Consider the following 12,731-nt stretch of genomic DNA (forward strand, 5'->3'; position numbering starts at 1 on the left):
GCTTCGGACCCCAGCTTTCCAAGCGCCTCCACCGAGGACTCGACGGGTTCTGGAAGCGTCGCTTCGCCGCTGGCGCGCGCTTCAAACTCGTTGATCAGCGCAGCCGGCATCGCGATCGCGCGGCGATCACCGACACGCGTCAGCATGGCGTGCAGGCGGTCGAATCCACGTTCAAGCAACGGCACGCCGTCGCTGCCGAGCTCCGACGTCTGTCCGACCACCGCTTCCAGCAGCGACTCCATGACGTGGCCGAGTTCGCCGACTTCCATGATCCCGCACATGCGGGCGCCGCCCTTGAGTGTATGCAGGTCGCGCTGCAGACCTACCAGGAGTTCGTCGTCGCCGGGGCTCTCGCGGAGCTGGGCCAGCAGCGAGTCGGAGTGGTCCAGCAGGTCGCTGCCCTCCTCCACGAAGATGTCGATCAGCTCCGGGTCCAGGTCGCTCAGATCGAGCGGCTCATCGGGATCCTCGACCGTCGCGAACGCGGCGGACGCAGCTGCAACGATCGGCTCTGCGCTTGCGAGAACTTCCGCCAGCCCGTGATCCGAATCGGCCTCGGCCGGCGACTCGGAGGCCGATGCGATTTCCGGCATTGGCTGCGGTGCAGACGACTCTGCGTCGGCGCTGGGTTCGTCTGCTTCCGCAACCTCGGCACCGGAGCCTTGGGCGTGGTCTTGGAGCGCAGTCCGCTCAGCCTCGTACTGCGCCTCAAGGCGTGCATATTCGGCGGCGTCTTCGGCTTCGATCCGCTCAGCTTCGAGCCGCTCAGCTTCGATGCGCTCGGCTTCGAGCCGCTCGGCTTCGATCCGCTCGGCCTCGATCCGCTCAGCTTCGATTCGCTCGGCCTCGACCCGCTCAGCCTCGACCCGCTCAGCTTCGATCCGCTCAGCTTCGACCCGCTCAGCTTCGACCCGCTCAGCTTCGATCCGCTCAGCTTCGATCCGCTCGGCTTCGATCCGCTCGGCTTCGATCCGCTCGGCTTCGATCCGCTCGGCTTCGATCCGCTCGGCCTCGATCCGCTCGGCCTCGATCCGCTCGGCCTCGATCCGCTCAGCTTCGATCCGCTCAGCTTCGATCCGCTCAGCCTCAATGCGCTCAGCCTCGAGCCGTTCGGCTTCGATCCGCTCGGCCTCGACCCGCTCAGCTTCGACTTGCTCAGCCTCGATCCGCTCCGCTTCGAGCCGCTCGGCCTCATTCCGCTCGGCCTCGACCCGCTCTGCGGCCGTCTCTTCCACAGTGGCTTCCGCACCTTCCTCTTCCGGCGCGACGTACGGAGTGAGGTTGACCACGGAGGGGCCAACAGTCGGCTTGCCGGGCAGCGGCACTTCCGGATCGGCCACGTGCTGCGTGCGGACATCCGGAAGACTGTCGCGCAGTGCCACCAGCTGCTCGGCAACCCCGGCAAATGCCGGAATCCGCGGATGGCTGGACTGCAGGGCCGTCAAGGTTTGCTCGACCGCCGCACAGACCGCCGCGATGCCGGCAACGCCCTCGGCACTGGCGGGTTCTCCGGCGGCCAGCAAGCGGCGTACGTACGCTTCGGCGGGGGTGGTGATGTCGGTGATTACCGGCACTTCGGTCATCGCGAAGGCGCCGTTGAGCGTGTGGATGGCGCGTTGCAGGCGATCGTCCGCGGGCTGCGGCATCAGGCGAGCCTCGTTCAGCCACTGATGCATGGTCTCCAGATGGCCGGCAACCTCGCTGCCCAGGATCTCCAGCAGCACGGCGTCGACCGATGCCGGAATACCCTGCTCCAGCCCCACCTCTGCGTCCACGGCCGCCGGCTCCGAAGCGATGTCATCAGCCGCAGGTTCGGCAACTTCGGGCACAACCGCTTCTTCTGCGGGCGCGGTATAGAACGCTTCCTGGCCTTCGGCGATCCGGTCGGCGACCGCTTCCAGACCCGCAAGGTCGGCGGTAACGGTACCGGTGCCCGCCAGCGCCGCGTGCAATTGCGGCAGGGCAGCGTGCGCGTGCTCTACCAGCGCCACCACGGCGGGACTGGCCAATCGGGTTCCGCCGAGCACGCCGTTGAGCATGCTCTCGACTTTCCAGCTGAATTCACCCAGGGTCCTGGCGCCGACCAGTCGGCCGCTGCCTTTAAGCGTGTGGAACACGCGGCGGATGCCGCGCAGCTGCTCCATGTTTTCCGGGGCGTGGCGCCACTGCTCGAGCATCCTGCCGAGATTGGTGATTTCCTCGTCGAGTTCTTCCAGGAAGACTTCACGGATTTCGTCGTCGATGTCGTCGCTTTGCGCGAAACCGTCGGTGCCGTCCAGCGCTGCGACAGTGGTCACCGCTTCGCTGTGCGCGTCAGACGACGGGATGGAGGATGCCTCCGCGGCCTCCTGCGAAAGAACCTCATCTGCGCTTCCGGAAACCGGCGGTGAGATCGATGCCGAGGCCTCCAACGGGACCTCGCTCCGGCGCGGCGCATCCATCTGGCGCGCCTTGGCGGCCCACTGGTCGAGAGCGGCGGCAGCATTCTCTTCGTCTTCCTCCGACACCGGCGAGGACGGCTGCTCCATCTCGGCCTGCTCGCCGGGCACGGGCCAATAGCCCAGTGCCTCCAGGCTGTAGCGCGCGATTTCAAGGATGCGATCGCGGTTGGGGCGCTGCTCGCGCAGCGCCTCCAGGTAGTACTCGACGCTGGCGAGGGCGTCAGCCAGGGTGTCGAGCTGCTTGCCGTGCGGAACCCGATTGCGGCCGATCAGCTCGACTTCGATGTAGCGTTTAACCCCGTGCAGGTAATCCGCCGGCAGGTGGAGATCGAGGATGCGCAGTGCGCCGCAGACCTCATCGAGCAGGCGCGGGATTTCCACCAGTTCGGCGTGATCCCAGTTGGTTTCAACGAAGGCGACGAAGGATTGGCGGGCGTCACCGAAGTTGCCGATCGCCTCGCGCACCACCACTTCAAGCACCTTGCGCGACTCGCTCTCGAGCAGGTCCTTGTCGGCGCGCTCATCCGACAGGCCCAGGCGTGCAACCTGGTCGTCCAGCGAGGTCTCCACGTACAACAACGCGCCGGCCACATCCAGCAAGGCCGATTCGTCGGCGGCGCGGTTGCCGGCGACGATCTCGTGCATCGCGTCGCGCTGCTGCATCACCACGCCGCGCGCGACGCCCAGTCCCATCATTCCCAGGGTGTCGCTGACCCGACCGAGGGCATCGACCTGCGGGCGCAGGTCCTCGACTCCCGTCTGGCCAGTGCGCAGGTGGAGGTCGAGGGCATCCTTGACCCGCAGCAGGTCTTCCTTGATCGCCGCCGACACGGTGTCCAGCAACGCCCGGTTGCGGCCGCTCAGGCTGCCGCGGGCGTGATCCAGCTCCGATTCCGACGGCAGCTGGCTGTCCAGTTCGAAGGTCTTGCGCAGGCTGTCCAGAGCCGGATGCCCGCCGTCGCTGTGGGCCACGTGATAGAGCAATTGGCGCGTCGGCTCGGCGTTGGGCTCGATGCCGGGAACGGTGAAATCATCACGCATCAATTGGCGCGCTTCGCGCTCAACCCCGCCGAATGCTTGGCGCAGGGCGCGGGTCGCGGGCAAGGCACCGTCGCGCAGCGCGCCGGCCACCGAGGAGGCCACCCACAGCATCCGCCGCAGCGGCTCCACCGAGACTTCCGCCAACAGGCCATCCACCACTTCCGCCAGTCGGGCCGGATCGGCAGGCTCGCCGCCCTCCGGCCACTGCGCCATTGCCTCGCGCAAGCCCGTCAGGTTGGCGCTCAGCGGCTGCACACCGGTGCGGATGGTCGGAGATTCCTCGACGACCGGCGCCGGCAGGTCGCCGGGCAGCGGGCGGTCGAGGTTGGGCGCGAACAGGACGCTTTCGTTCAAACCCGCCTCGCCGCGCGTGGCGCGAAGCTCGTTGAGCAGCGGCAGCAGGACGATGGGAATGTCGCGGTGCCCACCCTGCAGGCGCTCCAGGTAGTCGGGCAGCTGGACGGCACCGCGCATCAGGATCGTGCACGCGACGTCGCGGTTGGCGATCTCGCCGTGCAGCAATCCCAGAGCGAGCCGCTCCATTTCCTCGGCGACCATCGCCGGCGCGTACAGCTCCACCATGCGCAAGGTGCCGTGCACCTGGTGCAGGTGACTGGCACACACGCGCATCGCCTCGCCATCATCGGGCGATTCGGCGTAGGCCTCGATCTGCTCGCGCGCCTGGCGCAGGGTCTCGTCCAGCTCCGGCTTGATCCAGCCCAGCGTGGTGGTGTCGATTGCATCGCGCATCACCGTCATGGCGCGATGCTCCATTGCGCTGCGCACTTACGCAGCGGGTGCAGGCGTCGGCCGGCGGTCATGCTGTTCATCCTTCGATCCAATGCGGGGCTCAGGCAGGAAGCGTGAAGTCGGCGACCGAACGACGCAGGTCGGAGGCCATCTGCGCAAGGTTGCCAATCGACTGCGCGGTCTGGTTGGCACCCTGCGTGGTCTGCGAGGTGATCTGCTGGATCGTGTTCATGGTCTGGGTGATGTTGGCCGCCGCACCGGACTGCTGCTGCGACGCCAGCGAGATGCCCTGGATGAGTCCGGACAGGTCGGAGGAGACCTTCTCGATCTCGCCCAGCGCGGTGCCGGCGTCCTCGGCCAGGCGCGCACCGGCGACCACCTCGGTCGTGGTCTGCTCCATCGAGCTGACCGCCTCGTTGGTATCGGCCTGAATGGCCTGCACCAGCGACTCGATCCGCTTGGTCGCGTTGGACGAGCGTTCCGCCAGCCGCTGCACTTCGTCGGCCACCACCGCGAACCCGCGGCCGGCCTCACCGGCGGATGCCGCCTGGATCGCCGCGTTGAGTGCCAGGATGTTGGTCTGCTCGGAGATGTCGTTGATCAGTTCAACGATCGAGCCGATTTCCTGCGAGCTCTCGCCCAGCCGCTTGATGCGCTTGGACGTTTCCTGGATCTGGTCGCGGATCGAGTCCATGCCCTGGATGGTCTGGCGGACCACGCCCGCGCCGGCGGTCGCGATCTGCACCGAGCGCTGCGCCACGTCGGCGGACTCGGCGGAGTTGCGTGAGACCTGGTCGATGCTGGTCGCGATCTCGCTGATGCGGCTGGAGGCGGAAGTGATCTCCTGCGCCTGGTGCTCGGCGGCCTCGGCCAGGTGCATGGCGGTGGCCTGCGTTTCCTGTGCGCTGGACGCGACCTGCACCGAGGTGTCGGTAATCGTCTGCACCAGGGTGCGCAGCTGCTCGATGGCGAAGTTGATGGAGTCGGCAATCGCGCCGGTCATGTCCTCGGTCACCGTCGCCTTAACCGTCAGGTCGCCTTCCGCCAGCGAGCCCATTTCATCCAGCAGGCGCATGATCGCCTCCTGGTTGCGGTCGTTGAGTTCCTTGGTGGTGGTGTACCGGTCGCGCTGCGCTTTGCTCAGCGAGAACAGCAGACCAACGATCGCGGCCAGGGCGAATGCACCGGCAATGATGGACACCCACAGGTTGCCCAGCAGGCTGGGGTCCTTCAAGGTGCCGAGCGCGTTGAACGCGTTGAACAGCGACTCGCTGTCGGCCAGCAGCTTGTCGGAGCCTGTCGTGATCGCGTCAGCCGCCGCCTGGGCCGCAAACAGGTCCTGGGAGGTCGCCAAAATCGCGTCCAGGTCGGTCTTCATGGTTTTCCACAGCGCTTCGGCCTGGGCCAGCGCAGCTACCGCGCCCGCGTTCGCCAGCGGGGTGATACCGGTCGCCTCGTCGCCGTTGCGCAGGCCGGCCAACACGTTGCCGAACACCGCCGCGTCACGCGCCAGACCTTCGCCCGCCGCTTCCGCGTTGCGCCCGCCGGCGCGGATCTCGGTCACGCGGCGGGCCATGGTGCCCGACAGCACCACCTGGCGCAGCGCGTAATAGACCTGCGAAGACGGCGAGCCGCTGGCAGACATCGCCCGCACCAGCTCATCCAGGCGCGCCTGCAGGTCGGGGACCTGCTGCTCGAAGCTGTTGGCGTTGGTCGCCAGGCCCAGTACCGCCTTCTCGCTGGCGATCAGTTGCTCGGCGCTCTTGTCCAGCGGCGCCCAGGTCTTGGTGACGGTCGCGATGGGACCCGACACTCCGGGGGTGTCGCCGAAGGTGGCGTTGAGCTCGTCAATGTCGGAAACCACCTCGCCCTTGGTGGTCTTGAATGCGGCGTAGGCGGCCTCATCACCGCTGACCGCCTCGCGTCCCTGCACCGCCAGACGCTGCGAGGCCACCTGCAGGCTGCTGGCCGACGATCCGGCGCCACTGAGCAAGCTGGCCTTGTAGGTGGCGTAGCCCACGTTGAGCGCAAGGACGAGTACGGAAATGCCCAGCACCACGAGCCAGGTGTTGGAGCCAACGGTACGGCCCTTGCCGGCGACGGAATTCATCTCAGTGCTCATGATCGACCTCAATTTCGGTGCTGGCGTGGTTTTCGGTAGCGGACTGCTCGACCCGTGGGGTATCGAGCGCTGCGTGTCGGAACTCGGGGGTGCGTGCCAGCCGGTCCAGGCTGAAAACGCCCCAGGTGTGCTCGCCCAGACGGTAGGCCCGGTCGATGAAGTACGAATAGCGACCCTCACCCAGACCCGACGCGCGGACGGCCTCGGGGTCGAGCTGTGACTCGTTGAAACTGCGCTGGCCGAACAACTCGTCGATCAGGACCGCCACGTCACCGCCGGGCTGGCGGACCAGCAGCATCCGCTGGCCTTCGTGGAGGACCGTCCGCTCGCCTTCCAGGAAATGCTTGAGGTCGACCACGGGCAGCAGGTTTCCGCGCACATTGGCCAGGCCCAGCAGCCAGGGCTGGGCACCGGGCACAGGCGTGGCCTGCGGCAACGGCAGGATTTCCAGCACTTCGTCGAAGCTCGACGCCAGACGACGCGAGCCCACGCGGTAGCCCACCCCGCGCCACATCCCGGGAGCATCCAGCTGCTCGGGCAGGCCGGCGACGTGGTCCAGGCTGCGACGCTCGTAGTCGTGAAGGATGGCGAACGGGTCAACCCGCTCGATGCCCGATGGACTCACGGGCCGAGCAACTCGTTGATGCGCGCAACCAGTTCGTCCTCGCGCGGCGGTTTGACGATGTAGTCGCGAGCGCCCTGGCGAAGGCCCCAGGCCTTGTCGGTCTCCATCCCCTTGGTGCTGACGATCAGCACGGGAATGGTGCTGGTCTTCTCGTCACGCGACAGCGCGCGGGTCGCCTGGAAACCGTTCATGCCGGGCAGGATCACGTCCATCAACACCAGGTCGGGCTGCTCGCGGCGGCAGATCTCGATGCCGTCCTCCGCATTCCCCGACACCAGTACGTCGTGTCCGTTGCGCTCCAGCAATTGGGTCAGGACCGCCGTATCCGTCGGCGAATCCTCGATCAGCAGAATGCGTGCCATATATGCCCTACCCCCCGGTCAGGCGTTGACGTGTGTTCGTATGGCGTCGAGGAGTTCCCCGCGCGTGAATGGTTTGGTCAGGTACTGCTCGGAGCCGACGATGCGGCCCCGCGCCTTGTCGAACAGGCCGTCCTTGGAGGACAGCATGATCACCGGGGTGCTTTTGAACACCTGGTTGTTCTTGATCAACGCGCAGGTTTGATAGCCATCCAGGCGCGGCATCATGATGTCGACAAAGATGATCTGTGGCTTCTGGTCCGCGATCTTGGCCAGTGCCTCGAAGCCGTCGGTGGCGGTCACCACTTCGCAGCCTTCGCGCTTGAGCAATGTTTCAGCGGTTCGCCGGATGGTCTTGGAGTCATCGATCACCATGACTCGCAACCCATCGAGGCGGCCGCTGCGGACCTCGTCTTGCATGTTCCCTTTTCCCCAGTATTGCGGAGCGCGCGCGAATTCCCCGTCGCGCCAGCTAGGGTCCCTTTATTCCAAGCCGTACGCAAGGTGTCAAGTGCGTTTCCGGGATCGATCCCTTGCTGAATGCGCGCGGTCCGGACGCTGGCCGGCAGCCTGCCTGCTACCATCCACGCGATCCCTGCCAAGGCCACCTGCCATGCCGCTTGATATCGTCGTCGTGATGGATCCGATCGAATCCATCACGATCGCCAAGGACTCTACATTCGCCATGCTGCTGGAGGCGCAGCGTCGCTCGCACAGGCTCTGGTACGTGATGCCAGGACGCCTCGGACTCCGCGACGGAAAGGCGGTCGCATCGATGGCGCCATTAACCGTTCGCGACGATCCGGACGGATGGTTCGATCTGGGCTCCACATCACAGATTGACCTGGGTCGCGGCCACGTCGTGCTGATGCGGCGCGACCCGCCGGTCGACAACGACTACATCCATGACACGCAGATCCTCAGCCTGGCCCAGCTTGCCGGCGCGATTGTGATCAACGATCCGCAGGGCCTGCGTGATTACAACGAGAAGCTCGCCGCCCTGCTGTTCCCGCACTGCTGCCCGCCGACGGTGGTGAGCCGGGATGCTGCGGTTCTGAAGGCCTTCGTCGCCGAACATGGGGAAGCGGTGCTCAAGCCCTTGGACGGGATGGGCGGCCGCTCGATTTTCCGCGTGACCCACGGCGATTCCAACACCAATGTCATCCTGGAAACGCTGGTCGGCGAAGGCAGCTTGGCGATGGCGCAGCGCTACCTGCCGGAGATCAGCGAGGGCGACAAACGCATCCTTCTGGTCGATGGCGAGGTGGTGGATTACACCCTGGCGCGCATTCCTCAGGGCGATGAGTTCCGCGGCAATCTTGCCGCAGGCGGGCGTGGGGAAGGACGCCCGTTGAGCGATCGCGACCGCTGGATCGCCGCGCAGGTGGGGCCCGAGATGAAGCGGCGCGGCATGCTCTTCGTCGGCCTGGATGTGATCGGCGATTACCTCACCGAAGTCAACGTCACCAGCCCGACCTGCATCCGTGAGCTGGATGCCCAGTTCGGCCTGAATATCTCCGCGGGCCTGTTTGACGCCATCGAAGCGCGGGCTGCCGCCTCGGCATGAGCGTGGCCGCGGCATCCATGACCGGCACGGACGAGCGCCACCGTCTGGGCGCGACAATGGTGTTGTCGTTGATCCTGCATGCGGTGCTTCTGCTTGGCGTGGGTTTCAGCATGGAACTCGCCGCCCCGGTGGTGCCAACGCTGGACGTCATACTCACCCGTACCACCAGCGCCCTCACTCCCAAGCAGGCCGACTTTCTCGCCCAGGCCAACAATGACGGCGGCGGGGAAAGCGAGCGCGCGGTGCGCCCGCGGGACAACCAGTCCGGGCCGTTGCCGCAGGATGCCGACGGCCAGGCCCCACGGGAACTTCGCGCGCAGTCGCCGACACAGCAGCCACCGCCGCAGGCGCGGATTATCGCCAGCACCCGTGGCGAGGATACGGTTGCCAGCGCACAGGAGACCCCGGAGCCGGCCGAGCGCGCACTGCCGCCGGGACAGGAGAAAATCGACCGCGACATGGCGATGGCCCGGCTGGCCGCGGAGATCCACCTGCGGTCGGAGCGCTATGCCAAGCGGCCCAAGCGCAAGTTCGTGTCCGCCAGCACGACGGAATACGCGTGGGCGGGGTATCTGCGCGAGTGGGTCGACCGGGTCGAGCGGGTCGGCAACCTCAACTACCCTGATGAAGCGCGGCGGCGTCGCCTCGCGGGCCAGGTCGTGATCAGCATTGCGATCCGACGCGATGGCAGTGTGGAGAACTCCCAGATCGTGCTGAGCAGCGGGATTCCGCTGCTGGATGCCTCGGCGCTGCGGATCGCCCGGCTCGCCGAGCCCTACCCGCCGCTGCCGCAGACCGACGACAACCCGGACATCCTGCATGTGACGCGCACCTGGGCCTTCCTCGCCGGCGGGGAGCTGGTGGATCGCTGAGCAGCGGTTGTGGCCTGCCGCGCCTCACGCCGGCTCGACGGAACAGACTCGCCAGCCGCACAGCGGGCGCGGGCGACGTCGCGCCGGGGCGCTCGCACTCAGTTCCGCTCTTTTTGCGCGCGCAGCGCTTTCTGCTCGGCGATCGTCAGCGCAACCTGGTTGCGCAGGTAGGCCGGTTCGACCCTTTCGGGCGCAGACGCCTCGCCGCGCAGCGACATCTTTGCCGCCAGCCTCGCAACATCTCCGGCGCGTGGCAGGGCTTCGGCATCGACCCGCGCCAGCTGTGCCGCCAGGTGCTCACGCAGCGCGCCGGCGGCGGCGGCGAAGCCGGTACCGGCAGCCAGCCAGCCCGCGTCCCTGTCGGGCAGCACGACAGCATCGGGTGTCAGCACGGCCTCACGGCCGATCAGGGTTGCATCACCGTCGTGCACGCGAAACGCCCCCACGTAAACCTCACCCATGCGCGCATCGATGGACGCCAGCACGCGCTGCTCCTGCTGCGCGTCATCGCCCGCCGGCACGGCGGCGAGCGCCAGCGCCGCGAGCGTCGACACCGCGAAGATCGGCCGGTCCAGGGCCAGGGTGATGCCCTGCCCGATCGCGATCGCCAGCCGCACCCCGGTGAATGCCCCTGGGCCCCGCCCCACGGCGATGGCGTCCAGTTGTGCGCGGGCGATACCCGCCTCGGCCAACATCGCATCCGCCCATGGCAGCGCGAGCTCGGCATGGCGACGCGGCGCGATCTCAAAACGCTCATGCACCTCGCCGTCGATCCACACCGCGACCGAGCACGCTTCGGTGGCCAGTTCAAACGCCAGCAATTTCACAGCAGCACCCCTGTCTCTCGCGCCGCAGCCGGCTCTGTCCCAGCTTCGCCAAGCTGGCTGTCGCGGAAAAACGCCTGCACATCGGCGATGTGCCGCGTGCGCGGCAATGGCGGCAGGGAATCGAGAAACACCTTGCCGTAGCTTTTCGCCACCAGTCGCGGGTCACACAGGACCAGTACACCGCGATCGGTTTCGCTGCGGATCAGGCGCCCGGCACCCTGCTTGAGCGCGATCACCGCCTGCGGCAATTGCTCGTCGCGGAACGGGTTGCCGCCGGCGCGGCGGATCGCCTCCAGCCGGGCCTCGAACACCGGATCATCCGGCGCGCCGAAGGGCAGCTTGTCGATGACCACCACGCTGAGCGTATCCCCGGCGACATCAACGCCCTCGCGGAAGCTGGCCGCACCGAGCAACACGCCGTTGCCGGAGGCACGGAAGCGCTCCAGCAAAGTGGAACGCGGCGCTTCGCCCTGGACGAACAGCGGCCATGGCCCGTCGCGCAGGAGCCCCGCCACCTCGCGCAGCGCACGATGCGAGGCAAACAGCACGAAGGCACGCCCGCCGGAGGCTTCCAGCACGGGCCGTATCGCCGACACTATGGATTCGGTGTAGTGCCGGGCCGACGGTTCAGGCAAGCCCGGCGGCAGGTAGCACAGCGCCTGCTGCGCCCAGTCGAAGGGGCTGGGAGCGAGAAGCGTTGTCGGTTCGCGCAGGCCGAGCTTGATGGCGTAATGCTCGAAGCGTCCGCCGATCGCCAGCGTCGCGGAGGTGAAAACCCACGCCGCATGCGAGCGTGCGCGGTGCTGGGCCAGCGGACCAGCCACGTCCAGCGGCGTCCGGCTGAGGCGGAAGCCGCGTGCGGTCAGCTCGTACCACAGCACGCTGGGAGCATTATCGGCAGTCAACGGGGCCCGGTCGTCGGCATCGGCAGGAACGACACCGTCCTCGCCTTGATTCGCGGGCGGCCCTGGGTTCGCCTCCTCGAAGGGGTCGCTGTCCGCATCCGGCACGGGGTGCGGATCGCTCGCCGCATCGGTCCCGTCGCGCCAGCGCAACAGCCGCATCTCGAACTCGCGCGCGCGCGCCGTGCAGCTGTCAAAACCCGGTGCGGCTTCACGCAACGGCAGCAGCGCCGCGTGCAAAGCGCGCAGCGACTCCAGCAAGGCATCGAGACCGGCCTCGGCGACCGGATCTTCGGCGGCACGAAGGCGGGTACCGCGCACCGGCAAATCATCCATGGCCGCACGCAGGCCGCGGACCGCCTGTTCCAGCGCACGCGCCGGCTCCTGCAGCACCGCCAAGGCAGCGGGAACCTGCTTGCATTCGGCCAATGCGTCACGGGCCAGCTCGACCAGCGGGCGTGCACTGAGCGCGTCACCGAAAAACTGGGCGGCCAGCTCGGGCAACTGGTGGGCCTCATCGACTACGAACGCCTGGGCGCCGGGCAGGATCTCGCCGAAGCCCTCCTGTTTCAGCGCCAGATCAGCCAGCAGCAAGTGGTGGTTGACCACCACCAGATCCGCCGCCTGCGCACGCTGGCGCGCCTGGACGACGAAGCATTCGGAGAAAAACGGGCACTCGCTGCCCAGGCAGTTGTCGGCGGTCGAGGTGACCTGCGGCACCAGCGGGGAGTCATCGGGCAGGGTTTCCAGCTCGGCCAGATCGCCCATCCGGGTCCGCCCGGCCCAGGCGACGATGCGCTGGAACTGCGCGGCGGTCTCACGGTTCGCGAACCGGCCTTCGCCCTTGGCCAGCTCCAGCCGGTAATGGCACAGGTAGTTGGAGCGCCCTTTCAGCAGCGCGGTTTTCAGACCGATCCCCAGCGCCTCGCGCACGCGCGGCAGATCCCGGTGATAGAGCTGGTCCTGCAGCGCGCGCGTGCCGGTGGAGACGATGGTCTTCTGCCCCGACAGGATTGCCGGCACCAGGTAGGCGAAGGTCTTGCCGGTGCCGGTGCCCGCCTCCGCCAACAGCACGCCACGGGTGTCGAACGCGTGCGCAATCGCGGTGGCGAGGTCCTGTTGCGCCTCACGCGGGACGAATGCGGGGATGTTGCCGGCCAGGTCTCCACCTTCGCTGAGCGCGGCGCGGGCGGCCTGGGCCAGGCGGCTGGAGGCGACGCTCATT

General features: G+C 67.4%; 8 protein-coding genes and 4 pseudogenes. 3 read left to right on the top strand and 9 right to left on the bottom strand.

Annotation, left to right across the window (positions count from 1 at the left end; translation table 11 throughout):
* Positions 1–143: 143 nt before the first annotated feature.
* Positions 144–536 (bottom strand): annotated as a pseudogene (locus tag KZ491_RS12950) (Hpt domain-containing protein); the annotation flags it as partial.
* On the bottom strand, positions 443–1,069 hold the full coding sequence (locus KZ491_RS12955; RefSeq protein WP_425493125.1) for a pentapeptide repeat-containing protein: 627 nt from the start codon (positions 1,067–1,069) through the stop codon (positions 443–445). The pseudogene KZ491_RS12950 and the gene KZ491_RS12955, both read right to left, overlap by 94 nt.
* On the opposite strand from KZ491_RS12955, the pseudogene KZ491_RS12960 reads away from it, so the two are divergent.
* Positions 956–1,279, top strand: a pseudogene (locus KZ491_RS12960) (pentapeptide repeat-containing protein); the annotation flags it as partial. The gene KZ491_RS12955 and the pseudogene KZ491_RS12960 sit on opposite strands and share 114 nt — an antisense overlap.
* A 166-nt stretch (positions 1,280–1,445) precedes the next feature.
* Here the strand turns inward: KZ491_RS12960 and KZ491_RS12965 are convergent.
* The 5 genes and pseudogenes from KZ491_RS12965 to pilG all read right to left on the bottom strand — a co-directional run.
* Positions 1,446–4,256 (bottom strand): annotated as a pseudogene (locus tag KZ491_RS12965) (Hpt domain-containing protein); the annotation flags it as partial.
* A gap of 76 nt (positions 4,257–4,332) precedes the next feature.
* On the bottom strand, positions 4,333–6,354 hold the full coding sequence (locus KZ491_RS07295; protein ID WP_222565167.1) for a methyl-accepting chemotaxis protein: 2,022 nt from the start codon (positions 6,352–6,354) through the stop codon (positions 4,333–4,335).
* Between the two features lie 67 nt (positions 6,355–6,421).
* Positions 6,422–6,979, bottom strand: a pseudogene (locus KZ491_RS07300) (chemotaxis protein CheW); the annotation flags it as partial.
* Positions 6,976–7,341, bottom strand: coding sequence for a response regulator (locus tag KZ491_RS07305; protein WP_043957695.1), 366 nt, complete (start codon positions 7,339–7,341; stop codon positions 6,976–6,978). The pseudogene KZ491_RS07300 and the gene KZ491_RS07305, both read right to left, overlap by 4 nt.
* Positions 7,342–7,359: 18 nt before the next feature.
* Positions 7,360–7,758 (bottom strand): twitching motility response regulator PilG, encoded by a 399-nt coding sequence (gene pilG, locus KZ491_RS07310; RefSeq protein WP_222565168.1) that lies wholly within the window; start codon positions 7,756–7,758, stop codon positions 7,360–7,362.
* Between the two features lie 193 nt (positions 7,759–7,951).
* Here pilG and gshB point away from each other — a divergent pair, with 193 nt between their 5' ends.
* Together gshB and KZ491_RS07320 are read left to right on the top strand one after the other, a co-directional pair.
* Complete coding sequence (gene gshB, locus KZ491_RS07315; RefSeq protein WP_222565169.1) at positions 7,952–8,905, top strand: glutathione synthase; 954 nt, start codon at positions 7,952–7,954, stop codon at positions 8,903–8,905.
* Complete coding sequence (locus KZ491_RS07320; protein ID WP_222565170.1) at positions 8,902–9,777, top strand: energy transducer TonB; 876 nt, start codon at positions 8,902–8,904, stop codon at positions 9,775–9,777. Before gshB ends, KZ491_RS07320 begins: the two co-directional genes overlap by 4 nt.
* 98 nt (positions 9,778–9,875) lie before the next feature.
* Here KZ491_RS07320 and tsaB read toward each other — a convergent pair whose 3' ends face one another.
* Positions 9,876–10,604: a tRNA (adenosine(37)-N6)-threonylcarbamoyltransferase complex dimerization subunit type 1 TsaB gene (gene tsaB, locus KZ491_RS07325; protein WP_222565171.1), complete on the bottom strand. Its 729-nt coding sequence runs from the start codon at positions 10,602–10,604 to the stop codon at positions 9,876–9,878.
* The gene (yoaA, locus tag KZ491_RS07330; protein ID WP_222565172.1) at positions 10,601–12,730 is read right to left on the bottom strand and encodes a DNA repair helicase YoaA; all 2,130 of its coding nucleotides are present in this window, start codon (positions 12,728–12,730) and stop codon (positions 10,601–10,603) included. Before yoaA ends, tsaB begins: the two co-directional genes overlap by 4 nt.
* Position 12,731 lies beyond the last annotated feature (1 nt).

Source organism: Novilysobacter antarcticus (genome assembly GCF_019802285.1).
In the GTDB taxonomy this organism is placed as follows: Bacteria; Pseudomonadota; Gammaproteobacteria; order Xanthomonadales; family Xanthomonadaceae; genus Novilysobacter; species Novilysobacter antarcticus.

Coding starts and splice junctions, on each gene's coding strand:
- yoaA (WP_222565172.1), bottom strand. CDS start 12,730: ATGAGCGTCGCCTCCAGCCGCCTGGCCCAGGCCGCCCGCGCCGCGCTC.
- KZ491_RS07320 (WP_222565170.1), top strand. CDS start 8,902: ATGAGCGTGGCCGCGGCATCCATGACCGGCACGGACGAGCGCCACCGT.
- KZ491_RS07295 (WP_222565167.1), bottom strand. CDS start 6,354: ATGAGCACTGAGATGAATTCCGTCGCCGGCAAGGGCCGTACCGTTGGC.
- gshB (WP_222565169.1), top strand. CDS start 7,952: ATGCCGCTTGATATCGTCGTCGTGATGGATCCGATCGAATCCATCACG.
- KZ491_RS07305 (WP_043957695.1), bottom strand. CDS start 7,341: ATGGCACGCATTCTGCTGATCGAGGATTCGCCGACGGATACGGCGGTC.
- pilG (WP_222565168.1), bottom strand. CDS start 7,758: ATGCAAGACGAGGTCCGCAGCGGCCGCCTCGATGGGTTGCGAGTCATG.